The sequence below is a fragment of the Microbacterium sp. CBA3102 genome, from assembly GCF_007954505.1.
Classification (GTDB): Bacteria; Actinomycetota; Actinomycetes; order Actinomycetales; family Microbacteriaceae; genus Microbacterium; species Microbacterium aurugineum.
Window position 1 is genome coordinate 1,843,063 of sequence record NZ_CP042412.1, and the last position, 25,021, is coordinate 1,868,083.

The following is a 25,021-nucleotide window of genomic DNA, read 5'->3' on the forward strand; positions in this document are numbered from 1 at the left end:
CATGGACGATGACGTTCTCGCTCGGGTGCGACGCTCCCTTCCGAAGGTGAGTGCCGCAGAGGCACGGGTTGCCGAGACGATCCTCGGAGACCCCACGCTCGTCGTGGACCTCGCGATCAACGATCTCGCCCAGCTCTGCCACACGTCCCTGTCGACGGTCGCCCGCTATGCCCAGTCCCTGGGTTACTCCGGGTATCGGGAACTCCGGGTCGCGGTCGCGCGTGCCATCACGCTCGCGCAGGCGCAGCAGGCGCGCTTCGGCCTGGACACCACGGCGATCGACCGGGAGGACGGGCCGACGGCCATCGCGGCCAAGCTCGCCGCGCAGGAGATCGACGCAATCGAGCAGACCGCGCTCGCCCTCGATGCCGATGCCCTCGACCGGGTCGCCCGCGCGGTGGTCGGTGCACGGCACATCGACCTCTTCGGGCAGGCGGCGTCGTCCCTGACGGCGCAGGACCTGCTGCTGAAGCTGTCCCGCATCGGATGCTCGGTCTCGCACTCCTCGGATCCGCATCTCGCGGTGACCGCCGCCGCCCTGCGCACCACCGGTGATGTGGCGATCGCGTTCTCGCACGGCGGCGAGACCGCCGAGACGATCCGTGCTCTCGACGTCGCGCGCGATGCCGGAGCCCTGGCGGTCGCGGTGACCAGCGTGGCCGATTCACCGGTGGCGCTCGCGGCGGATGTCGTGCTGCTCACGCACGCGCGGGAGTCGCCGTTCCGGATGGCCGCGATGTCGAGCCGCATCGCCCAGCTCGCCCTGGTCGACGTGCTCTTCGTCCGCGTCGTGCAGCACAGCGGTGAACCGGTGGCCGTGTCGTTGCAGCGCACGCACGACGCGGTTCCGTCGCGACGGAGGCCCTGAGGTCACTCTTCCTGGACCGAGGGCGTGTCAGTCGACGTGGTCGCGGGTGCTGACGAGCGCGCGCGTCGCGATGCGGTGTCCGCGGGCGAGGCTTCCCGTGAGTGAGAGTCCGGTGAGGACGCCGGCCAGGAATCCGGCGGCGAAGGCATCCCCAGCACCGATCGTCTCGACGACGGGGGCGTCGAGCGCTTCACTCTCGGCACGTTCGATGCCGTCGTAGGCGACGGCGCCGCCGGAGTCGGTGACCAGCAGGTACCGGGGCTCGGGGAAGAGCACACGGAGCTCCTGCGGGTCACTGGTCTCGAACACCGCCTCGGCGTCGGGACGGGTGCAGAACACGATGTCGGCCCGGCGGACGAAGTCCGACACGACCGACTTCCCCTCCGCCACGCGGCCACGCCACAGCGCGGGCCGCCAGTTCAGGTCGAAGCTGAGCAGACTGTCGGGACGCCGGTCTGCGAACAGCGATTCCTGCGCCGCGAGTGCCGATGCGGACAGGGCCGGGGTGATTCCGGAGGTGTGCACGAGCGCCGCCTCGGCGAGGAGTGCGGAGGTCCTCGGCTCGGCCAACGTCTGCGGGGACATCGCCGAGGCCGCGGAACCCGACCGGTAGTAGTGCATCGTGCCGTCGACCGCGCCATCCGCTCGCGGGGCGAGCTCCTTCACATAGAGTCCGGTCGGCGCGTCGGCGTCGACCTGCACCGCGGAATCGTCGACGTCGTGGGCGCGCAGCTCCGCCCTGAGGAAGCGACCGAACCCGTCATCGCCGACGCGCGAGACGACGGCGGTGCGGATACCGGCGGACGCCAGGGCGATCGCGGTGTTCCACTCGGCTCCCGCGAGGGAGCGGTGGAAGGTCCGGCAGTCCTCGAGCGGTCCCGCGGCGGCCGCGACCAGGGCGACCATACCTTCTCCGAAGCAGACGGCGAGCGTGGGGGAGTCGGGCACGATCTGGACACTACCGGATCGACGCCGGTCGCGCCGATACCGGATTGCAACCTGGATGCGTTTGGTATCTGAGGATCCGCTGGGTACCGTCTAGTCATCACCGTCCCCGAGGCGAAGAGGCTTCGGGACGCGCAAAGAAGCGCCCGACAGGGAAGGTCACACAATGCACCAATCAGTCAAGCGTCGGCGAGGTCTCATCGCCGCAGCCGGAGCCACGATCGCCGCTCTCGCCCTCGCCGGGTGCGTCGCGAGCGAACGAGGGGATGACGGCGCCGAGGGCTCCGGCGACGTGGACGGGACGTTCGTCTTCGCGGCGTCCTCCGACCCGGCGAGCCTCGACCCCGCGTTCGCGCAGGACGGCGAGAGCTTCCGCGTCTCGCGTCAGATCTTCGAGGGTCTCGTCGGCACCGAGCCCGGCACCGCCGACCCCGCGCCGCTCCTCGCCGAGAAGTGGGAGTCGTCCGAGGACGGCATGTCGCACACGTTCACGCTCAAGGAGAACGTGACCTTCCAGGACGGGACGCCGTTCAACGCCGAGGCCGTGTGCGCCAACTTCGACCGCTGGTTCAACTGGACCGGTCTGGCCGCCTCTGAGGCCTTCGGCTACTACTACAACAAGCTCTTCAAGGGGTACGCCTCCAACGCGGCGGATGCCGTCTACAAGTCGTGCACCCCGGACGGCGACTACTCGGTCACGGTCGACCTGAACAAGCCGTTCGCCGGCTTCGTCGCTTCCCTCTCGCTGCCCTCGTTCGCCATGCAGAGCCCGTCGGCCATGCAGGAGTTCGGCGCCGACGACGTCAGCGGTTCTGCCGAGGCACCGCAGCTGTCCGAGTACGCGATGGGACACCCGGTGGGTACCGGGCCGTACCAGTTCGAGGAGTGGGCACCGGGCGAGCAGGTCACGCTCACGGCCTACGACGACTACTGGGGCGATGCCGGTCAGATCGACGAGATCATCTTCCGCACGATCGATGACCCGACCGCCCGCCGCCAGGCACTCGAGTCCGGCTCGATCGACGGCTACGACCTCGTCGGCCCCGCCGACACCAAGGCCCTCGCCGACGACGGGTTCACGATGGTCTCGCGCCCGCCGTTCACGATCCTGTACCTCGCGTTCAACCAGGCCGTCCCGGAGCTCCAGGACCCGAAGGTCCGTGAGGCGCTGTCGTACGCCGTCGACAAGGACGCCCTGATCAGCCAGGTGCTCCCCGAGGGCACGCAGAAGGCGATCGAGTTCGTCCCCGAGGTCGTCAACGGCTACAACCCGGACGTGACGACCTTCGACTACGACCCCGAGAAGGCCAAGTCGTTGCTGGCCGAGGCGGGCTACGACGAGGTGAACCCGCTGAAGCTGACGTTCAACTACCCGGTCAACGTCTCTCGTCCCTATATGCCGGACCCCGAGCAGATCTACACGGTCCTGTCGTCGCAGCTCTCCGAAGTCGGCGTGGAGACCACCCCGGTCTCGGAGGAGTGGGTCGAGTACCTCGACCGCACCACCGGCACGGCCGACCACGGCATCCACCTGCTGGGCTGGACCGGTGACTACAACGACACCGACAACTTCGTCGGCGTCTTCTTCGGACAGAAGAGCTCCGAGTGGGGCTTCGACAACCCGGAGCTGTTCCAGAAGCTGACCGAGGCGCGCGGCGTCTCCAACCTCGAGGAGCAGACCGCGCTGTACGAGGAGATCAACGAGATGGTCGCCACGTTCATCCCCGGTGTCCCGCTCGCACACCCGGCGCCGACCCTGGCGTTCGACCCGCGCGTGGAGAGCTACCCGGCCAGCCCCGTGAACGACGAGGTCTTCACCGACATCGTCCTCACCAAGTAGGCCTGACCGTGTGATACGTCGAGCCCCGGTCCCGCGCACTCCGCGGGACCGGGGAGCGGCGTACCTTCCGATCGACGGAGATCTTCGTGCTGCGCACCATCGGCAGGCGACTGCTGTTCCTCATCCCCACCCTGTTCGGGCTCAGCATCCTGCTGTTCGCCTGGGTCAGGGCCCTTCCCGGCGGCCCCGCGGTCGCCCTCCTCGGTGAGAAGGCCACCCCCGAGGCCATCGCCAGGGTCAACGAGCTGTACGGCTTCGACGAGCCGATCATCCAGCAGTACTTCACCTGGATCGGCCGACTCCTGCAGGGCGACTTCGGAACGTCCATCCAGACGAACCGGCCGGTGACGGAGGAGTTCCTCCGCCGGTTCCCCGCGACGCTGGAGCTGAGCGTCATGGCGCTCATCTTCGCGGTCGGCATCGGTATCCCGCTGGGCTACTGGGCGGCCCGCCGTCACGGCAAGTTCACCGACCACGCATCGGTCGTGCTGAGCCTCGTCGGCATCACGATCCCGGTGTTCTTCCTGGCGTTCATCCTGAAGTACGTGTTCGCCGTGCAGCTGGGCTGGCTGCCGTCTGACGGACGACAGGATCCTCGAATAGACGCCACGCATCCCACGGGGTTCTATGTGTGGGACGGCATCATCACCGGTGAATTCGACGCCGCATGGGACGCGATCCTGCATCTGATCCTGCCGGCCCTCGCGCTCGGGACGATCCCGCTCGCGATCATCGTGCGCATCACCAGGGCGAGTGTGCTGGAAGTCCAGAACGCGGACTACGTGCGCACCGGCCGGGCGAAGGGCGTCGGTTCTCCGACGCTGCGCAACCGCTTCATCCTGCGCAACGCCATGCTCCCGGTGATCACCACGATCGGCCTGCAGACCGGACTCCTGATCTCCGGGGCGGTGCTCACCGAAACGGTGTTCGCCTTCCCCGGCATCGGCTCGTTCCTGGCGAGGGCGATCTTCACCAGGGACTTCCCGGTCCTTCAGGGTTTCATCATCTTCATCGCGATCGCGTACGCGCTGATCAACCTGGCGGTCGATGTCTCCTACAGCTTCATCGACCCGAGAGTGAGGGTGCAGTGATGTCCCTCTCCATCGTCCGAAAGGAGGCGGTCGCATGAGCATCCCTCTTCCGCCCGCCCAGGGGCCATCGGCAGAGAGCGGCGGCGGCATCGACACCGTCGCGATCGCGCAGGCCGACCTGAAGAAGAGCTCCGGCGGATTCTGGCAGGACGTGTTCCGCCGCCTCCGTCGCAATCCCACGGCCTGGATCGGCGCCGTCATCGTGCTGCTGTTCCTGCTCGTCGCCGCACTCGCCCCCTGGCTGGCTCCGTACCCGGAGACGGCGCTTCCCGGGGCGAAGTACATCACGCCGACCCACATCCCCGGTCCGGGGGAGCTGCCGGAGTTCCCGCTCGGCCTCGACCGCTTCGGTGGGGACGTGCTGTCGAAGCTGATCTGGGGCGCGCAGGCATCACTCCTGATCGGTGTCATCTCCACCGCGATGGGCCTCGTCGGCGGCATGATCCTCGGCCTCATCGCCGGGACGTTCGGCGGCTGGGTCGACACCGTGATCATGCGCGTGGTCGACATCATCCTCTCGGTGCCGAACCTGCTGCTCGCGGTGTCGATCGCCGCGATCCTCGGGCAGACCCCGTTCGCCGTGATGATCGCCATCGGTGCGTCCCAGGTGCCGATCTTCGCGCGGCTGCTCCGTGCGTCGATGCTGCAGCAGCGTTCGAGTGACTACGTCCTGTCGGCGCAGACGCTCGGCCTCGGCCGCGGCAAGATCACCATGTCGCACGTGCTCCCCAACGCCATCGGCCCCGTGATCGTGCAGGGGACGCTGACGCTCGCGACCGCCGTGATCGATGCGGCGGCGCTGTCGTTCCTCGGTCTCGGCGGCGGCGGCCCCGCGACGGCCGAGTGGGGGCGCATGCTCACCTACGCACAGTCCGAACTCGCGATCGCCCCGTGGCTCGCGTTCCTCCCCGGCATCTGCATCGCCGTCACCGCGCTCGGCTTCACCCTCCTCGGCGAGGCGTTGCGCGAGGCGATGGACCCGCGGACGAGGGCGCGATGAACGCGCGCGACGAAGGCGCGACGCGCGCCGTGAAGGAGAATCAGATGTCGACCGAGCCGTTGCTGTCGGTCCAAGGACTCGCCGTGGACTTCGCCACCATGGACGGGGTCGTGCACGCCGTCGAAGGTGTGGACCTCGAGATCCGTCCGGGCGAGACCGTCGCGATCGTCGGCGAGTCCGGTTCGGGCAAGTCGACCACCGCGATGGCGATCATCGGACTGCTCGCGGGGGGCGGGAAAGTGGCCTCCGGGAGCATCCGGCTCGACGGGAAGGACATCACCCACGCCTCGGAGAACGAGCTGCGCACGATCCGCGGCCGGGACATCGGTCTCGTCCCACAGGATCCGATGTCGAACCTGAACCCGGTGGCCAAGATCGGCACGCAGGTCGCCGAAACGCTGCTCGCCCACGGTCTCGCGACCCGGCAGGATGTGCAGGCCAAGGTGGTGGAGGCACTCACGGCCGCGGGCCTTCCCGACCCGGAGCGGCGTGCGAAGCAGTACCCGCACGAGTTCTCCGGCGGCATGCGCCAGCGCGCGCTCATCGCGATCGGTCTGGCGTGCAAGCCGCGACTGCTGATCGCCGACGAGCCGACCAGCGCCCTGGATGTGACCGTGCAGCAGACCATCCTCGATCAGATCGGCCAGATGACCCGCGAGCTGGGAACGGCCGTGCTGCTCATCACCCACGACCTCGGGCTCGCCGCTGAGCGCGCGGAGCGCGTGATCGTGATGCACCGCGGCAAGGTCGTCGAGCAAGGGGCCGCGCGGCAGATCCTGGAGGATCCGCAGCATCCGTACACGCAGTCTCTGGTGAAGGCCGCTCCCTCGGTCGCCGCCGCCCGACTGCGGCCGGAGGCCTTCCGGGTGCAGGAGCGCACCGCAGAGACGGATGCCGCAGAGACGGATGCCGCCGGGACCGTCCCCGCCGACAACATCGTCGAGATCGAGAACCTCACCAAGGTGTACCCGGTGCGCGGGCGTGGCGAGGACTTCGTGGCCGTCGACGACGTGTCGCTGGTCATCCCGCGCGGGGAGACGGTCGCGATCGTGGGGGAGTCCGGCTCGGGGAAGACCACGACCGCGCGGATGCTGCTGAAGGTGATCGAGCCCACGAGCGGACTGATCCGCTACGAGGGCAAGGACATCTCGGCGCTCTCGCGGGCCGAGACGCGCGAGTTCCGCCAGCAGGTGCAGCCCATCTTCCAGGATCCGTACTCGAGCCTGAACCCGATGTTCACGATCGAGCGTCTGATCGCCGAACCTCTGGAGTTCTACAAGAGGGGCAGCGGAGCCGATCGACGCAAGCGCGTACGGCAGCTGCTGGACGACGTGGCGCTGCCGCAGTCGATGCTGCGTCGCTACCCGTCCGAGCTGTCCGGAGGTCAGCGGCAGCGCGTCGCGATCGCGCGGGCCCTCGCGCTCTCTCCCGACGTGATCGTCTGCGACGAGCCGGTCTCGGCGCTCGACGTGCTGGTGCAGGACCAGATCCTCACGCTGCTCGGCGACCTGCAGCGGGAGTACGGACTGAGCTATCTGTTCATCTCCCACGACCTCGCCGTGGTGCGACTGATCAGCGACTACGTCTGCGTCATGAAGGACGGCAGGCTCGTCGAGGCGGCGACGTCGGAGGAGATCTTCACCAACCCGCGGGACCCGTACACGCGGCGACTGCTGGCCTCGATCCCCGGCAACGAGCTGAACATCGCGTCCTGAGAGCACCGGGCCAGGGCTCATACCGCAGCTTCCCACATTGGTCAAGGACTGCGCTTGCCATGTCGCACAATCGTGCGTATAGTTGGTAGTTGCGCTCGCTCCTCCCTGCCCTCATATGGTGGTCGGCATTTCGTTGAGTTCTCGAGCGCACACTCCACCTGACGACAAAGGAATCGAGAAGCCCTGCGGGGCTCACGGAGGTTATTCCCTTGGCTGCTGCTCGCAACGCATCCACATCCACCACCACCAAGAACGGACGCGGAGCTTCCCGTCTTTCGTTCGCCAAGATCTCCGACACGCTGACGGTCCCTGACCTTCTCGCTCTGCAGACCGAATCCTTCGGTTGGCTGGTCGGCAACGACGCCTGGAAGGCGCGCGTGGCCGAGGCCAAGAAGCAGGGGCGCACGGACGTCAACGAGAACAGCGGTCTGGGCGAGATCTTCGAGGAGATCTCTCCGATCGAGGACCTCGGCGAGACGATGCAGCTGTCGTTCACGAACCCCTACCTCGAGCCGGAGAAGTACTCGATCGAGGAGTGCAAGGAGCGTGGCAAGACCTACGCCGCTCCGCTGTACGTCGAGGCCGAGTTCATGAACCACCTCACGGGTGAGATCAAGACCCAGACGGTCTTCATGGGCGACTTCCCGCTGCAGACCGACAAGGGCACGTTCATCATCAACGGCTCCGAGCGCGTCGTCGTCTCGCAGCTGGTCCGCTCCCCGGGTGTCTACTTCGACAAGACCCCCGACAAGACGTCCGACAAGGACATCGTGTCGGCGCGCGTCATCCCGAGCCGTGGTGCATGGCTCGAGTTCGAGATCGACAAGCGCGACCAGGTCGGCGTGCGCGTCGACCGCAAGCGCAAGCAGTCGGTCACCGTCTTCCTCAAGGCGCTGGGCATGACCAGCGAGGAGATCCTCGCCGAGTTCGCCGGCTACACCTCGATCGAGGAGACGCTCGCGAAGGACACGATCGTCACGAAGGAAGATGCGCTCCGCGACATCTACCGCAAGCTCCGTCCGGGCGAGCAGGTCGCCGCCGAGGCCGCCCGCGCCCTCCTGGACAACTTCTACTTCAACCCGAAGCGCTACGACCTGGCCAAGGTCGGTCGTTACAAGATCAACCACAAGCTGGGCCTGGACCAGCCGCTGACCTCCTCGGTGCTCACCGTCGAGGACATCGTGGCCACGATCAAGTACCTCGTCCGCCTGCACGCAGGCACCGAGGAGACCTTCACGGGCATCCGCGGTGGCAAGAAGGCCGAGATCCGTCTCGCGACCGACGACATCGACAACTTCGGCAACCGTCGCATCCGCGCGGTCGGCGAGCTCATCCAGAACCAGGTCCGCACCGGTCTCTCCCGCATGGAGCGCGTCGTCCGCGAGCGCATGACCACGCAGGACATCGAGGCGATCACGCCGCAGACCCTGATCAACGTGCGGCCCGTCGTCGCCGCGATCAAGGAGTTCTTCGGAACATCGCAGCTGTCGCAGTTCATGGACCAGAACAACCCGCTCGCAGGTCTGACGAACAAGCGTCGTCTCTCCGCGCTCGGACCCGGTGGTCTCTCCCGTGACCGCGCCGGCGTCGAGGTCCGTGACGTCCACCCCTCGCACTACGGCCGCATGTGCCCGATCGAGACTCCGGAAGGCCCGAACATCGGTCTGATCGGTGCGCTCGCGACCTTCGCGCGCATCAACTCGTTCGGTTTCATCGAGACCCCGTACCGCAAGGTCGTCGACGGCGTCGTGACCGAGCAGATCGACTACCTCACGGCTTCCGAAGAGGTCGACTTCAACATCGCGCAGGCGAACGCCCCGCTCGATGCCAAGGGTCGCTTCATCGAGAGCCACGTCCTGGCCCGCCCCAAGGGCGGCAGCGGCGAGGTCGACATGTTCCTGCCGGAAGACATCGGCTACATCGACGTCTCCCCGCGCCAGATGGTGTCGGTCGCGACCTCGCTCGTGCCGTTCCTCGAGCACGACGACGCACAGCGCGCCCTCATGGGTGCCAACATGCAGCGTCAGGCCGTCCCGCTGCTGCGCAGCGACTCGCCGCTCGTCGGAACCGGTATGGAGGGCTACACGGCCATCGACGCCGGTGACGTCCTCACCGCCGAGAAGGCCGGTGTCGTCTCCGAGGTCTCCGCAGACCGCGTCGTCGTCATGCTCGATGAGGGCGGGACGCAGGAGTACCACCTCCGCAAGTTCGACCGCTCGAACCAGGGCACGTCGTACAACCAGAAGGTCGTCGTCAACGCCGGTGAGCGCGTCGAGGTCGGAGAGGTCATCGCCGATGGCCCCGCCACCGAGAACGGCGAGCTGGCCCTCGGGAAGAACCTCCTCGTCGCGTTCATGACGTGGGAGGGCTACAACTTCGAGGACGCGATCATCCTGAGCCAGGACCTGGTGAAGGACGACACCCTCTCCTCGATCCACATCGAGGAGTACGAGGTCGACGCGCGCGACACCAAGCTCGGCAAGGAGGAGATCACCCGTGACCTCCCCAACGTCAGCCCGGAGCTGCTGAAAGACCTCGACGAGCGCGGCATCATCCGCATCGGCGCCGAGGTCCGCCCCGGCGACATCCTCGTCGGCAAGGTCACGCCGAAGGGTGAGACCGAGCTGTCGGCCGAGGAGCGTCTGCTGCGCGCGATCTTCAACGAGAAGAGCCGCGAGGTCCGCGACACGTCCCTGAAGGTGCCTCACGGCGAGCAGGGAACCATCATCGCGGTCAAGGAGTTCAACGCCGAGGACGGCGACGACGAGCTCGGCTCCGGTGTCAACCGCCGCGTCGTGGTCTACATCGCCCAGAAGCGCAAGATCACCGAGGGTGACAAGCTCGCCGGCCGTCACGGCAACAAGGGTGTCATCGCGAAGATCCTCCCGATCGAGGACATGCCGTTCATGGCGGACGGCACCCCGGTCGACATCGTCCTGAACCCGCTCGGCATCCCGGGTCGAATGAACTTCGGCCAGGTGCTCGAGACCCACCTCGGGTGGATCGCGAAGCAGGGCTGGAAGGTCGAGGGCACCCCGGAGTGGGCCGTCCGTCTGCCGGAGGAGGCCTTCGAGGCTGCTCCCGGTACGAAGGTCGCCACCCCGGTGTTCGACGGTGCGAGCGAGGAGGAGATCGCTGGTCTCCTCGACGCCACGACCCCGACCCGCGACGGTGTGCGCCTGATCGACTCGAGCGGAAAGGCCCAGATGTTCGACGGCCGCTCCGGCGAGCCGTTCCCGGCCCCGATCTCCGTGGGCTACATGTACATCCTGAAGCTGCACCACCTGGTCGACGACAAGATCCACGCACGTTCCACGGGTCCGTACTCGATGATCACCCAGCAGCCGCTCGGTGGTAAGGCGCAGTTCGGTGGACAGCGCTTCGGTGAGATGGAGGTGTGGGCCCTCGAGGCCTACGGCGCCGCATACGCGCTCCAGGAGCTCCTCACGATCAAGTCCGACGACATCCTCGGCCGCGTCAAGGTGTACGAGGCGATCGTCAAGGGCGAGAACATCCAGGAGCCCGGCATCCCCGAGTCCTTCAAGGTGCTCATGAAGGAGATGCAGTCGCTCTGCCTGAACGTCGAGGTCCTCTCGGCCGACGGCACACTGGTGAACCTCCGCGACACCGACGATGAGGCGTTCCGCGCCGCGGAAGAGCTCGGTATCAACATCTCCAGCCGCTTCGAGGCCGCCTCGATCGACGAGATCTAATCCGCGGGTGTGCCCGGGGGTCCAACTCCCGGGCACACCGAAGCAGACTTCTCAAACAGAATTTCCGACACAGGAGAACTAGTGCTCGAGTCCACAACTTTCGACGAGCTTCGCATCGGCCTGGCCACCGCAGAGAACATCCGCGCGTGGTCCTACGGTGAGGTCAAGAAGCCCGAAACCATCAACTATCGCACTCTGAAGCCGGAGAAGGATGGTCTCTTCGGAGAGCAGATCTTCGGCCCGTCCCGCGACTGGGAGTGCGCCTGCGGCAAGTACAAGCGCGTCCGCTTCAAGGGCATCGTCTGCGAGCGCTGCGGCGTGGAGGTCACCAAGAGCTCCGTTCGTCGTGAGCGCATGGGTCACATCGAGCTCGCTGCTCCGGTCACCCACATCTGGTACTTCAAGGGCGTGCCCTCGCGCCTCGGGTACCTGCTCGACATGGCGCCGAAGGACCTCGAGAAGGTCATCTACTTCGCCGCCTACATGGTCATCTCGGTCGACGAGGAAGCTCGTCACCGCGACCTGGGCACGCAGGAGAACAACATCCGCCTCGAGCTGAAGACGCTCGGCGACCGTCGCGACGCCAAGATCGCGGAGCGCCTGGCCAAGCTGGAGGAGGAGCTCGCCGCTCTCGAGGCAGAGGGTGCCAAGGCCGACGCCAAGAAGAAGGTCAAGGACGCCGCTGAGAAGGAGATGTCGCTCATCCGCAAGGGTGCAGACGACGCGATCCTGAAGCTGGAGCGCGTGTGGGAGGACTTCCGCACCCTCGAGGTCGGTGCCCTGCGCCCGGAGGACGACGTCTTCCACGAGCTGCAGGACCGCTTCGGCCAGTACTTCGAGGCCTACATGGGCGCCGAGTCGATCCAGCGTCGCCTCGCGGCGTTCGACCTCGTCGCCGAGGCGGAGAACCTGCGTCTGCAGATCTCCGAGGGCAAGGGCCAGCGCAAGATCCGTGCGATCAAGCGCCTCAAGGTCGTCAGCTCGTTCCTCGAGACCGGCATGAGCCCGGCCGCGATGGTCCTCGACGTCGTCCCGGTGATCCCGCCGGAGCTGCGCCCGATGGTCCAGCTCGACGGTGGCCGCTTCGCGACTTCCGACCTGAACGACCTCTACCGTCGTGTGATCAACCGCAACAACCGTCTTCGTCGTCTGATCGACCTCGGTGCCCCCGAGATCATCGTCAACAACGAGAAGCGCATGCTGCAGGAGGCCGTCGACGCCCTGTTCGACAACGGTCGCCGCGGTCGTCCCGTCACCGGTACGGGTAACCGTGCCCTGAAGTCCCTCAGCGACATGCTGAAGGGTAAGCAGGGTCGTTTCCGTCAGAACCTGCTCGGAAAGCGTGTCGACTACTCCGGCCGTTCGGTCATCATCGTCGGCCCGCAGCTGAAGCTGCACCAGTGCGGTCTGCCCAAGCAGATGGCGCTGGAGCTCTTCAAGCCGTTCGTCATCAAGCGCCTGATCGATCTCGGTCACTCGCAGAACATCAAGGCTGCCAAGCGCGCCGTCGAGCGCACCCGTCCCGAGGTCTGGGACGTGCTCGAAGAGATCATCCGCGAGCGTCCGGTGCTGCTCAACCGTGCACCCACCCTGCACCGCCTGGGTATCCAGGCGTTCGAGCCGCAGCTCGTCGAGGGTAAGGCCATCCAGCTGCACCCGCTCGTCTGCGCGGCGTTCAACGCCGACTTCGACGGTGACCAGATGGCTGTGCACCTGCCCCTGTCGGTCGAGGCTCAGGCCGAGGCCCGCGTGCTGATGCTCGCGTCGAACAACATCCTGAAGCCGTCCGACGGTCGTCCGGTCACCCTGCCTTCGCAGGACATGATCATCGGTCTGCACCACCTGACCACGGTCAGGGAGGGTGCGGTCGGTGAGGGTCGTGCGTTCGGTTCGGTGGGCGAGGCGATCCTGGCCAAGGACGAGGGCACCCTCGACCTGCAGGCGAAGATCCGCATCCGCATCCCCGGTCTGACCTTCCTCGAGGGCGAAGCTCCCGAGGGCTACGAGCGTCACGGTCTCGTCGACGCTTCGCTGGGTCAGGCGATCTTCAACGACACGCTTCCCAAGGGCTACCCGTTCGTTCGCGAGCAGGCCGACAAGAACAAGCTGTCGCAGATCGTCAACAAGCTGGCCGAGGAGTACCCGAAGGTCGAGACGGCCGCGTCGCTGGACCGCATCAAGGACGCCGGTTTCTACTGGGCCACGCGTTCCGGTGTGACCGTCGCCCTGAGCGACATCCTCACGCCGCCGAACAAGGGCGAGATCGTCGCCGGCTACGAGAAGCAGGCCGCGAAGGTTCAGTCGCAGTACGAGAAGGGTCTGACGACCGACTCCGAGCGTCGCCAGGAGCTCATCAAGATCTGGACCGAGGCAACCGACGAGGTCCAGGCCGCGATGCGGGCGAACTTCCCGGAGGACAACACCATCAACCGCATGGTGTCCTCGGGTGCTCGTGGTAACTGGCTGCAGATCCGGAACATCGCCGGTATGCGTGGTCTGGTGAACAACCCCAAGGGTGAGATCATCCCGCGTCCGATCATCTCCTCGTACCGCGAGGGTCTGTCGGTGGCGGAGTACTTCATCGCGACGCACGGTACCCGTAAGGGTCTGGCCGACACCGCTCTGCGTACCGCCGACTCGGGTTACCTGACCCGTCGTCTGGTGGACGTCTCGCAGGACGTCATCATCCGCGAAGAGGACTGTGGCACGTCGAAGGGCCTCGAGCTCCCGATCGCCGCTCCGAACTCGCAGGGTGAGCTCGTGCGCGACGCGAACGTCGAGAACTCGGTGTTCGCTCGTACGCTGGCCTCCGATGTCGTGAGCGCGTCGGGCGAGGTGCTCGCCGCTGCCGGTGACGACGTGGGTGACGTGCTGATCGACAAGCTCGTCGGTCTCGGTGTCGAGAGCATCAAGGTGCGCTCGGTCCTGACCTGCGACTCCGCCGTCGGTGTCTGCGCGCAGTGCTACGGCCGTTCGCTCGCGACCGGCAAGACCGTCGACATCGGCGAGGCCGTCGGCATCATCGCGGCCCAGTCGATCGGTGAGCCCGGTACCCAGCTGACGATGCGTACCTTCCACACGGGTGGTTCGGCCTCGGCGGACGACATCACGCAGGGTCTTCCCCGTGTGCAGGAGCTCTTCGAGGCGCGTACCCCCAAGGGTGCGTCCCCGATCGCCGAGGCTGATGGCCGCATCACGATCGACGAGACCGACAAGGGCAAGAAGGTCATCCTCACGCCCGACAGCGGCGACGAGCCCGTGGTCTACCCGGTGCTGAAGCGTGCGACGCTTCTCGTCGAGGACGGCCAGCATGTCACCGTCGGTCAGCCCCTGCAGGTCGGCACGCTCGACCCCAAGGAGATCATGCGCGTCATGGGTGCTCGCGAGGTGCAGCGTTACCTCGTCGGCGGCGTCCAGGGCGTGTACCGCTCGCAGGGTGTGCCGATCCACGACAAGCACATCGAGGTCATCGTCCGTCAGATGCTCCGCAAGGTCACCGTCGTCGATCACGCCGACACGACCCTGCTCCCGGGTGAGATGGTCGACCTCAAGCGCTACCAGTCGATCAACCGCGAGGCTGTGTCCGAGGGCAAGCGCCCCGCGTCCGGCCGTCCGGAGCTGATGGGTATCACGAAGGCGTCGCTCGCGACCGAGTCGTGGCTGTCGGCCGCCTCCTTCCAGGAGACGACCCGCGTGCTCACCGAGGCTGCGATGCAGGGCAAGCGTGACCCGCTGGTCGGTCTCAAGGAGAACGTCATCATCGGAAAGCTCATCCCTGCCGGCACCGGTCTCTCGAAGTACCGCGACGTCACGGTCGAGGCCACCGAGGAAGCCAAGAGCGAGCGCTACCCGAACCGGATCTTCGCATCCGACGGTGCGTACGCTGACGGCGACTTCGGCTACGTCGACTTCGACGCGTTCTCGACGGACGACATCACGCCCGGTACCTACAACTGAGTGAGTGCTGAGTGAGAAGGCCCCAGGCGATTCGCCTGGGGCCTTCTTCGTGTCCGGGGTGGGCGGGGGCCGCGTCACGCGTGCTGAAGCGCGCACGTCTGTAGGAGTTCGCACGTGCTGAAGTGCGCACGGGCTGAAGGAGTTCTCGCGTTCTGAAGGAGAGCATCCCCGAAAGGCTCCTTCTTTTCGAGAGAACTCCTTCAGAGTTGACGGCGTTCCCCGTGCGACCCGCGGCGCGATAGTGTCGGCGGGTGAGCAACGACACTACTTCTGCCGTTTCCGTGGTCGTGATCGGCGACGCTTTGATCGACGAGATCCGGGACGACGCCGGGGTACGAGAGCTCGTCGGCGGTGCGGCACTCAATGTCGCTGTCGGTCTCCGACGTCTCGGCGTGCCGACGACGCTGATCGCGATGGTGGGCGACGACGAGGCCGGTGGGCACATCCGTGAGTACTTGTCCGACCACGGGGTGCGTCTGATCGCGAGTGAGGCTCCGCTCGGCTCGTCCCGGGCGATCGTGCAGCGGGCGGCGAACGGCGAGCCGCAGTACGTCTTCAATGCGGCCGCGCAGAAGCGCAGTGTCCGCTACTCCGACGAGGCATGTCAGGCGATTGCCGACGCCGGTCTCGTCGCGATCAGCTGTTTCCCTTTCGACGTGCCGACCGAGGTCGATGCCCTCGTCGACGCCCTGGGTGACGCACGCGTGGCGGTCGATCCGAACCCGCGAACGGGCATGCTCAGCGACCGGGAGGAGTTCGTCCGCGGGTTCGAACGCCTCGCGGCTTCGGCGGCCATCGTCAAGGTCGGAGCAGATGACGCGGCGATCCTCTACGACGGTGACCTCGACGCGTTGCGCGCGCGTTTGCGGGGGCTCGGCGCTGCGGCCGTCCTTGCGACCGCGGGTGCCGACGGTGCGACGATCGATGCGGATGCCGGCATCATCTCCGCGCCGATCGCGCAGCTTCCCGGTGCCGTGATCGACACCGTCGGTGCGGGAGACGCGACTCTCGCGGCGGTGTCGGAAGGCCTGGTCGCGGCGTCTCCGTCAGACGTGGGGGAGTGGGGTTCGTTGCTGCGGCGAGCCATGGATGTCGCTGCCGCAACCTGTCGAGCCGAGGGCGGTCTGCTGCGGACGCCCGAGTCGCTCGCAGATGCCGGACGCGGTGTGAACGGCAGCTGACCGTTCGATTTCTTGCACCCGCCTCGGGCGGGTATGCTTGTCTCTCGTGCCCCCGGTTGGCTGTTCAAGTCGGACGGGTGCGCTCTGGCGAGTTACCCAAGCGGCCAAAGGGATCTGACTGTAAATCAGACTGCTCTGCATTCGGGGGTTCGAATCCCTCACTCGCCACCACTACCACCACCTCCGCGCGATCGATCGCGAACAGAAATGCCTCCGGACCCGGAGGCATTTCGCATTTCACGCCCGCGGAGCCCCTCTCTCGGTCGAGGGGTGAAGCGCCACTGAACTCCTCGAGAACAGACACTGCCGCCAATGCCGGGTGCCTCGGCGCGGCACCAGTAACGTGGTGTGCTTGAGACAAGCCGGGGTCCCGGTACACAGCCCAGAGGATACATACACAATGAACGCATCTCGCTCCGTCACCGCCGCTTCCATCGCGCTGCTCGCGCTCCTGTTCACCGGCTGTGCCGCCGGCGCCTCCGACTCGGGCAGTGACGAGAAGCCGGAGTCGGCGGACAAGCCGGCCGCCACGCAGACCAAGGAAGAGGCCTGCGACATCATGGTCACGAGCCTTTCGGACCTGCAGTCGCTTTCGTCGGTCGACACGTCGGACCCGAACGCTGCACTGGCCGCCTTCAAGGAGGCTCAGGGCAAGGTCGACGACGCGGCGAAGCAGGTGTCGAACGACGAGGTCAAGCCCTCCGCCGAGGATTCCGCAGCCGCCCTGAAGGGGTACGTCGACTTCCTCGACCAGGCGAGCTCCGACCCGGCGAACGTGGACGTCTCGAAGATGAGCGAGCACGTGCAGGCGCTCACCGACAGCATCACCGAGCTCTCCACGGTCTGCTCCTGACCGTCCGGGCCGAGAAGGGGATCCTCACGGATACGCGTGACACCGGAGCCCCTTCTCGGCCACACTGAGTTCCATGGGATCAGCGTTGACCACCATCGGACTGCCCGTCGCCCTCGGCATCATCATGCTGGGGCTCGGGCTCAGCCTCACCCTCGCCGACTTCGCGCGGGTGCTGAAGCAGCCGAAGGCGGTGATCATCGCCCTGCTGTGTCAGCTGGTGCTGCTGCCGGCCATCTGCTTCGGCCTCGTCCTCGCGTTCCAGCTGCCACCGATCCTCGCTGTCGGCATGATGATGCTGGCGGCGTCGCCGGGCGGGACCACGGCGAACCTCTACAGTCATCTGTTCCGCGGTGACATCGCCCTGAACATCTCGCTGACCGCCGTGAACTCCGTGATCGCCGTGATCACCCTCCCGATCATCACGAACTTCGCGATCGCGTACTTCCAGCCGTTCGACGACCGACTGGGGCTGCAGTGGTCGAAGGCACTGGAGGTGTTCGCGATCGTGCTGCTTCCCGTTGCTCTCGGCATGATCGTGCGACGCTTCTGGCCGAAGTTCGCCGCCGGCATGGACAAGCCGGTGCGCATCGCCTCCGTCGTGATCCTGGTCGTCGTGATCGCGGGCGCCGTGGCATCGAACTGGACCCTCCTCGTCTCGAACTTCACCCAGCTCGCCCTGATCACCGTGCTGTTCTGCCTGATCAGCCTCACGGTCGGCTTCTTCGTCCCGCGGATGCTCCGCGTCGGGAAGCGCCAGGCGATCGCGACGTCGTTCGAGATCGGCATCCACAACGCCACGCTGGCGATCGTGATCGCTCAGTCGGTGCTCGGATCGGTGGAGCTGAGCCTCCCCGCCGCGGTGTACGGAGTGCTGATGTTCTTCATCGCGTTCGGCTTCGGGTTCCTGATCCGAGACCGTCACGCGGTCCCTGCCCCGGTGGCTCCCTCGCCCTGAGAGGGCTTGACCTCGAACGCACGCCTGGTTTAGCATCTGATAAATCGATTTAACAGCGGCCCGAGGTGATCTGGTCGCCACACGACGGAGTGAGGTGAACGCGATGGGCAGAGCGCGGATCTCTGATGTCGCCGCTGCAGCCGGCGTGTCGGTCACGACCGTGTCGCTCGTGCTGAACGATGCCGAGTCGCGCATCTCCGAGCAGACCCGCGTCCGTGTCCGTGCGGCTGCAGAGGCCGTCGGCTACGCCCCCAGTGCCGTTGCCCGAGGGCTCCGCACGCAACGCACCCGCATCGTGGGACTCCTGTCCGACCAGATCGCGACGACCCCGTTCGCAGGCCGCATGCTTGCCGGCGCACAGGACGCCGCGCGCGAGCACGATCACCTCCTGCTCTTCATCGACACCGGCGGCGACGCAGACATCGAAGCGGATGCCCTCCGCGCCCTGGCGGCACAGCAGGTCGACGGCATGATCTACGCCTGCATGTGGCACCGCGCGGTCGATGTTCCCGCCGGGCTCCCTCGAGGCTCGGTGCTGCTCGACTGCTACCCCGAGGGTGGCGGCTTCCGCAGCGTCGTGCCCGATGACCGCGTGGGCGGTGCGGCCGCGGTGCGAGAGTTGCTCGCCGCCGGACACCGCCGCATCGCGTACCTCGACACCGACGACCCCGAGCCCATCGCCTCGCGACTGCGTCACGAGGGCTACCTCGAAGCGCTGGCCGAGGCGGGCATCGAGGTAGATCCCGCGCTCCATGTGACGGGGGAGACGTCTGCGCAGGGCGGGCGTGCGGCAACCGAGCGGTTGCTCGATCTGCCCGAGGACCAGCGTCCGACCGGCATCTTCTGCTTCAACGACCGGATGGCGATCGGCGTCTACGCCGCGGCACACCATCGCGGCCTCGAAATCCCGCGCGACCTCTCGGTCGTCGGCTACGACGATCAGCAGTTGGTCGCCGCAGAAATGGATCCACCTCTCACCACCATCGCTTTGCCCCACTACGAGATGGGTCGCTGGGCGATGGAGGTCGCGCTCGGCGTCCGCGCGGAGGGGGATGAGGACGCCTCGCACCGAATGGACTGTCCCGTCATCCGACGGGATTCCGTGGGCCCGCCGCCGGCGCATGTCGCCAAACAGAACCGACGACGGGCTTCACACACAACCGAAGGGCCGCGCTCGGCGGCTCCCGATCAGGTGCCCGACGTGGGCGTCAGGCACCAAGAATAGGAAACCACAATGACGCGCAGAACGTCGCCGATCTTCGTGGCGGCCGGGTTGGTGACAGCCCTCGCCCTCACAGGATGTGGACAAGCAGGTCAAGGCAACACGACCGGAGAAGACGGTCGAACGCAGCTCACGATGTGGACGCACTCGGCGGGGAACGCCGCGGAGCTCGCCGTCTACGAGAAGATCATCACCGATTTCAACGCCTCACAGGACGAGTACGAAGTCGTGCACGAGTCCTTCCCGCAAGGTGCCTACAACGACGCGATCGTCGCTGCGGCGGCTTCGGGAGACCTTCCCTGCCTGCTTGACCTCGATGGGCCGATCATGCCCAACTGGGCGTGGGCGGAGTACCTCCAACCGTTGGAGATCTCGACCGAGATCACCGACAAGCTCCTCCCGACGGCGGTGGGTGTGTGGGACGGTGAGATCTACTCGGCCGGCTACTGGGATGCGGCGCTGTCGATCTTCGCGCGCAAGTCGGTGCTCGATGCCAACGGCATCCGCATCCCCTCGACGGACCAGCCGTGGACGGCCTCCGAGTTCGATGCCGCGCTGTCGACGCTGCAGGACGCCGGCTACGACACCCCCATCGACATCGGTGCGGAAGACACCGGCGAGTGGTGGCCGTACGCATACTCCCCGCTGCTGCAGAGCTTCGGCGGCGATCTGATCGACCGCGACACGATGCTCACCGCGGACGGCGCGCTGAACGGCGACGCCGCCGTGGAGTGGGGCACCTGGTTCCAGAACCTCTTCGCCGAGGGCTACGCGAGCAACGCGGGCACGATCGGCAACCAGGAGTTCGTCGACGATGAGGTGGCGCTCAGCTACACCGGCGTGTGGAACGCGCTGGCATCCGTCGAAGCGATCGGCGATGATCTCCTGATCCTGCCGCCGCCCGACTTCGGCAACGGCCCGAAGATCGGTGGCGGGTCGTGGCAGTGGGCGATCTCTTCGGGCTGCAACGACGCCGATGGCGCCCGGCAGTACCTCGAGTTCAGCTTCAACGACGAGTACATCACCGAGTTCGCCGACAACCAGATCGTCATCCCGGCGACGGAAGCCGCTGCGCAGGCGTCGGAGTACTTCGGCGATGACGGTGTGCTGCGCCCGTTCGTGGAGCTGTCGCAGAAGTACGCCGTGCTGCGGCCGGAGACTCCCGCCTACGCCGTGATCTCGACCACGTTCGAGACGGCGGCGAAGAACATCATGAGCGGCGCCGACGTCACGGCGACCCTCGACCAGGCCGTCGCGGACATCGATGCCAACATCGCGTCCAACGACGGGTACGGATTCCAGTAGACGGTGACGGCGGAGGTGGGGGCGCGGGCGACCGCGTGCCCACCCCGCCGCGCTGCTCCACCCGCTCCTGAAAGACGCATCGATGACCGTCACACCTCCCACGGCGGGAGCCGAGACTCCTCGGCGCTCCTTCCGCTCCTTCCGCTCCAGCCGTGGACGCGAGACGTGGGCAGGGCTGGGCATGGTCGCACCGGCCGCCCTCCTGCTCACACTGTTCCTCATCGTCCCGGTGGTCCTCGCGTTCACTCTCTCCTTCACGAATGCGAGGCTCATCTCGCCGAACCCACCTCGCTTCGTCGGGGTCGACAACTTCATTCGCGCCTTCACCGCTGACCCGCTCTTCGTGCAGTCGATCGGCAACACGGCGATATTCGCGCTCATCGTCGTGCCGGTGCAGGCCGGCCTCGGCCTCGCGCTCGCGGTGCTCGTGAATCGAAAGCTCCGCGGCACGACGTTCTTCCGCGTCGTGTTCTTCATTCCCGTCGTGACCTCGATCGTCGTCGTCTCGATCCTGTGGAAGTTCCTCTATCAGGATGACGGGCTCATCAACTCGATGATCGACGCCGTGACGTTCGGGTTGTGGAGCGGGAACGATTGGCTCAACGACCCCTCGACGGCGCTCGGCGCGATCATCGTCATGTCGATCTGGCAGGCCGTCGGGTTCCACATGATCATCTGGCTGTCGGGGCTGCAGACGATCCCCGAAGAGCTCTACGAGGCGGCGCGCATGGATGGCGCCAGCCCGTGGCGCCAGTTCACCAACGTCACGTGGCCGGGGCTGCGCCCGACGATGGTGTTCGTGCTCGTCACCATCACGATCGCCGCCCTCGGGTTGTTCGTCCAGATCGACGTCATGACCCAGGGCGGTCCGCAGGGCGCCACCTCGACGGTCGTCTACCACGCGGTGCGCAAGGGCTTCGGTCAGCAGGAGATCGGCTACGCGGCCGCGATCTCGCTCATCTTCTTCGTGGCCGTGCTCATCATCGCGCTCATCCAGCGTCGCATCACCCGGGAGAAGGACTGATGACCGCCACCGTCGACAACCACACCGAGACGGGGCGGCCGGCGTCGCGCTCCGCTCGCGCCCCGCGCACGGCTGCTGCGGGCCGCCGATGGGGCACGGCGGCGACCTATATCGCCATGTCGGTGCTCGCCGTGATCTTCCTGTTCCCGCTCGTGTTCATGTTCGTGTCGAGCCTCAAGCCCGACGCGCAGATCCTGCAGGACCTCGACTCTCCGCTCGCCTTCCTCCCCGTCGGCGACATCAGCCTCGACAACTACTTCGGGGTCTTCGACCGGGTGCCGGTCGCGCAGTTCATGTTCAACTCGGTGCTCGTGACGGTGCTGACCGTCGGGCTCGGGCTCATCGTGAACTCGATGGCCGGTTTCGCCCTTTCGCGGCTCGCGTGGCGCGGCCGGCTCGTCGTGCTCGCCGTCATCATCGCGACCCTCATCGTGCCGTTCGAGACCATCGCGGTGCCGATGGTCTACTGGGTCGCCCAACTGCCCACACTCGTCTTCGAAGGCGGCGTGCTCAAGTACGACTTCGGCTGGTTGAACACCTACGAGGTGCAGATCGTGCCGTTCATCGCGAATGCGTTCTCCATCTTCCTGTTCACGCAGTACTTCTCCACGATCCCGAAGTCGCTCGACGAGGCTGCGCGGATCGACGGGGCGAGCTGGTTCAGGATCTACCGCCGCATCATCGTGCCGCTGTCGGGCCCGGCATTCGCGACGGTCGCGATCCTGACCTTCCTGCCTGCATGGAACCAGTACCTGTGGCCGCTCATGGTCGTGCAGCGAGAGAACCTCCGGCCCGTCATGGTCGGCATGCAGTACTTCTTCCAACTCAACACCGCCTGGGGTGAGGTCATGGCGTACACGTCGATGATCACGATCCCCGTGCTCATCGTCTTCCTGATCTTCCAGCGCGCCTTCGTCAGCTCGATCGCCGCGAGCGGAGTGAAGGGATGAAAGGAAACACCGTGTTCGATCTTCCCGACTCGTGGGTATGGGACTTCTGGTTCGCCGACGACGGCGAGCAGTACCACCTCTTCTTCCTCTACGCCTCGCGCGCGCTGCACGACCCGGAACGGCGCCACTACCGCGCCTCGATCGGTCACGCGACCTCGCTCGACCTCGTCGAGTGGACACGGGGACCGGATGCGCTCGTGCGCGGTGACGCTCCTGCGTTCGACGACCTCGCCACCTGGACGGGTTCGACGGTGCGGCACCCGGACGGGACGTGGTTCCTCTTCTACACGGGCGCGAGCCTGAGCGACGGGGGCAAGAACATCCAGTCGATCGGGTACGCCACCTCGTCAGACCTCGTCGAGTGGCACAAGGCACCGCATCCGGTGCTGAACGCGCAGGCCCCCTGGTACGAGACGGTCGACAGTGGCGCGTGGCACGACGAGGCCTTCCGCGACCCGTGGGTCTTCCCCGACCCCGAGGGCGACGGGTGGCACATGTACGTCACGGCGCGTGCACCTCATGGACCCGTCGAGGGCAGGGGAGTGATCGGCCACGCGTGGTCGGCCGATCTTCGCGAGTGGGAGTTGCGTGAGCCGTTGAGCGTGCCCTCCGACGACGGGTTCGGCCAGTTGGAGGTCGTTCAGGTCGAGGTCGTCGACGGTCGCCCCGTTCTCCTGTTCTCCTGCCTGGCGGAGCACTCGATGCCGTCGCGGCGGCCGGCTGCGGGAGGCACATGGGCGGTGACCGCAGACAGTGTGCTCGGACCCTTCGACATCTCTCGCGCCGAACCCTTGACCGGTGACGACCTCTACGTGGGCAGGCTCCTGCGCCGCCGCGACGATGGGCGATGGTTGCTGTTCGCCTTCCGCAACCGTGGCGACGACGGGCACTTCGTCGGGGGGATCACCGACCCGATGCCGGTCGAATGGGTCGAGGGGCGTCTTGCTGTGCGTGAAGCCCTGGCTGGCAGGCGTTCGTAGACTGGAGCGATGCGACCGCTCACCGAAGCCGACGTCCGGGCATCGTTCGTCAACGCGGACGCGGAGGAGTTGCGGATCATGGAGATGCCGCACGACTTCCTGCTCGTCGATTGGGACTACCTCGACTTCTTCGCCTGGTCGGATCCGAATGCGAGCCGCCGCGGCTACGTCTTGATCCCGCTGGAGGAGACGGTCGTCGGGATCGTGCTCCGGGCCACCGAGCCCGGGCGCGGACGATCGGGGATGTGCGACATCTGCCACACGATGCAGCCCGGCAACCAGATCTCCCTGTTCTCCGCACGCCGCTCGGGTCAGGCCGGGCGGCGCGGCGATTCGGTCGGCGCCTACATGTGCGCCGACCTCTCCTGCCACGAGAACGTACGTCTCGCGCACCCGTTGGCACCGAACGAGGTCAGGGCGCCGGGGCAGGCCGACCTGCGCCTGGACGGGACACACCGCCGGATGGAGCGCTTCGTCTCGCAGGTCTGGGAGCGCAACTGATCGCGGCTACGCTGGACCCACACGTCCTGTGCTCGAAGGAGACGCCATGAGTGATGCCATCCTGTTCGCCGTCGAAGAGGGGATGGCCCGGCTCACGCTGAACCGCCCCGCCCGCCTCAACGCGTTCAACGCCGACCTCGCACATGCGTGGAAGGACGCGACCGCCGAGGCGACATCGCGCGCCGATGTGAAGGCGATCCTGATCGATGCGTCCGGCCCCGCCTTCTGCGCGGGGGGCGATGTGATCGACATGGCCACGACGATGGGAGCTTCCGGCGCAGAGATCACCGCGCTCGCCGAGGTCATCAACACCGGTATCCGTTCCCTGACGGAATCGACGGTTCCCGTGGTCGCCGCCGCGCACGGCACGACGGCGGGCGGGGGTCTCGGCATCCTGCTCTCGAGCGACTATGCGGTCGTCGGCTCGCGGTCGAAGCTCGGGAGCCTGTACGCGAACATCGGCCTGACGCCCGACCTCTCGGTGTCGGCCCAGCTCGCGCGCGCCGTCGGCCAGAGGCGCGCACTGCAGTTGGTGCTGCAGGATCGTCTGCTGCCGGCCTCGGAGGCGCTCGACTGGGGACTCGTGGCCGAGGTCGTCGAGGGGGAGGATTCCGTGGCCGAGGCCGCCCTGGTGCGGGCGCGTGGCGAGGAGATCGCCCGTTTCTGGCTGGCGGGGGCCGCCGACGCGTACGGACAGGCGAAGCGATTGGTCCGTTCCCAGCCCGAGCGCTCCTTCGCCGAGCAGTTGAGCGAGGAGGCCCGCTCGATCGGCGCAGCGCTGGAGACCCCGGACGCGCAGGCGCGGGTGGCTGCATTCGCCGCCTCGGCCGCCAAGAGAGCCGGCTGACTTCTTCTGCTCCGCCCCGTGCGGACGGTGACTTTCCCCAACCCGTGCGGTGGCCGCGGTATCCGGCGGTGGGC

Annotated in this window: 18 protein-coding genes and 1 tRNA gene; 18 read left to right on the top strand and 1 reads right to left on the bottom strand. The window is 66.8% G+C overall.

Annotated elements, in window-relative coordinates:
• Window position 1 precedes the first annotated feature (1 nt).
• The gene (locus FGL91_RS08810; RefSeq protein WP_047520776.1) at window positions 2-868 is read left to right on the top strand and encodes a MurR/RpiR family transcriptional regulator; all 867 of its coding nucleotides are present in this window, start codon (window positions 2-4) and stop codon (window positions 866-868) included.
• A 27-nt stretch (window positions 869-895) separates the two neighbouring features.
• Here the strand turns inward: FGL91_RS08810 and FGL91_RS08815 are convergent, their stop codons facing one another.
• A complete protein-coding gene (locus tag FGL91_RS08815; RefSeq protein ID WP_153243621.1) occupies window positions 896-1,816 on the bottom strand; it encodes a sugar kinase in 921 nt (306 codons plus the stop codon).
• A gap of 163 nt (window positions 1,817-1,979) precedes the next feature.
• On the opposite strand from FGL91_RS08815, the gene FGL91_RS08820 reads away from it, so the two are divergent.
• The 17 genes from FGL91_RS08820 (at window position 1,980) to FGL91_RS08900 (ending at window position 24,947) form a co-directional block, all read left to right on the top strand.
• Window positions 1,980-3,653: an ABC transporter substrate-binding protein gene (locus FGL91_RS08820; RefSeq protein ID WP_153243622.1), complete on the top strand. Its 1,674-nt coding sequence runs from the start codon at window positions 1,980-1,982 to the stop codon at window positions 3,651-3,653.
• Window positions 3,654-3,739: 86 nt separating this feature from the next.
• A complete protein-coding gene (locus FGL91_RS08825) occupies window positions 3,740-4,744 on the top strand; it encodes an ABC transporter permease (protein ID WP_047520782.1) in 1,005 nt (334 codons plus the stop codon).
• A gap of 34 nt (window positions 4,745-4,778) precedes the next feature.
• Complete coding sequence (locus FGL91_RS08830; RefSeq protein WP_047520784.1) at window positions 4,779-5,744, top strand: ABC transporter permease; 966 nt, start codon at window positions 4,779-4,781, stop codon at window positions 5,742-5,744.
• Window positions 5,741-7,459, top strand: a complete 1,719-nt coding sequence (locus FGL91_RS08835; RefSeq protein WP_153243623.1) for an ABC transporter ATP-binding protein — start codon at window positions 5,741-5,743, stop codon at window positions 7,457-7,459. The genes FGL91_RS08830 and FGL91_RS08835 overlap by 4 nt, the downstream gene beginning before the upstream one ends.
• Before the next feature lie 209 nt (window positions 7,460-7,668).
• Window positions 7,669-11,172, top strand: coding sequence for a DNA-directed RNA polymerase subunit beta (locus FGL91_RS08840; protein ID WP_047520785.1), 3,504 nt, complete (start codon window positions 7,669-7,671; stop codon window positions 11,170-11,172).
• Between the two features lie 81 nt (window positions 11,173-11,253).
• Window positions 11,254-15,129, top strand: a complete 3,876-nt coding sequence (rpoC, locus tag FGL91_RS08845; protein WP_047520787.1) for a DNA-directed RNA polymerase subunit beta' — start codon at window positions 11,254-11,256, stop codon at window positions 15,127-15,129.
• A gap of 251 nt (window positions 15,130-15,380) precedes the next feature.
• Window positions 15,381-16,310, top strand: coding sequence for a PfkB family carbohydrate kinase (locus FGL91_RS08850; RefSeq protein WP_153243624.1), 930 nt, complete (start codon window positions 15,381-15,383; stop codon window positions 16,308-16,310).
• Window positions 16,311-16,396: 86 nt separating this feature from the next.
• Window positions 16,397-16,481: transfer RNA gene (locus FGL91_RS08855), tRNA-Tyr, on the top strand.
• Window positions 16,482-16,710: 229 nt separating this feature from the next.
• Complete coding sequence (locus tag FGL91_RS08860) at window positions 16,711-17,163, top strand: hypothetical protein (RefSeq protein WP_153243625.1); 453 nt, start codon at window positions 16,711-16,713, stop codon at window positions 17,161-17,163.
• Between the two features lie 73 nt (window positions 17,164-17,236).
• Complete coding sequence (locus tag FGL91_RS08865) at window positions 17,237-18,118, top strand: bile acid:sodium symporter family protein (protein WP_131491797.1); 882 nt, start codon at window positions 17,237-17,239, stop codon at window positions 18,116-18,118.
• 103 nt (window positions 18,119-18,221) lie between these two features.
• Complete coding sequence (locus tag FGL91_RS08870) at window positions 18,222-19,343, top strand: LacI family DNA-binding transcriptional regulator (RefSeq protein WP_153243626.1); 1,122 nt, start codon at window positions 18,222-18,224, stop codon at window positions 19,341-19,343.
• 9 nt (window positions 19,344-19,352) lie between these two features.
• Complete coding sequence (locus tag FGL91_RS08875) at window positions 19,353-20,645, top strand: sugar ABC transporter substrate-binding protein (protein WP_047520795.1); 1,293 nt, start codon at window positions 19,353-19,355, stop codon at window positions 20,643-20,645.
• A gap of 82 nt (window positions 20,646-20,727) precedes the next feature.
• Window positions 20,728-21,669, top strand: coding sequence for a carbohydrate ABC transporter permease (locus tag FGL91_RS08880; protein WP_153243627.1), 942 nt, complete (start codon window positions 20,728-20,730; stop codon window positions 21,667-21,669).
• Window positions 21,669-22,619, top strand: a complete 951-nt coding sequence (locus FGL91_RS08885; protein ID WP_134353075.1) for a carbohydrate ABC transporter permease — start codon at window positions 21,669-21,671, stop codon at window positions 22,617-22,619. Before FGL91_RS08880 ends, FGL91_RS08885 begins: the two co-directional genes overlap by 1 nt.
• Before the next feature lie 11 nt (window positions 22,620-22,630).
• Window positions 22,631-23,599 (top strand): glycosyl hydrolase family 32, encoded by a 969-nt coding sequence (locus tag FGL91_RS08890; RefSeq protein WP_153244710.1) that lies wholly within the window; start codon window positions 22,631-22,633, stop codon window positions 23,597-23,599.
• Between the two features lie 9 nt (window positions 23,600-23,608).
• Window positions 23,609-24,100, top strand: a complete 492-nt coding sequence (locus tag FGL91_RS08895) for an FBP domain-containing protein (RefSeq protein WP_153243628.1) — start codon at window positions 23,609-23,611, stop codon at window positions 24,098-24,100.
• A gap of 46 nt (window positions 24,101-24,146) precedes the next feature.
• The gene (locus FGL91_RS08900; RefSeq protein ID WP_131491802.1) at window positions 24,147-24,947 is read left to right on the top strand and encodes an enoyl-CoA hydratase/isomerase family protein; all 801 of its coding nucleotides are present in this window, start codon (window positions 24,147-24,149) and stop codon (window positions 24,945-24,947) included.
• The last annotated feature ends 74 nt before the right edge of the window (window positions 24,948-25,021 follow it).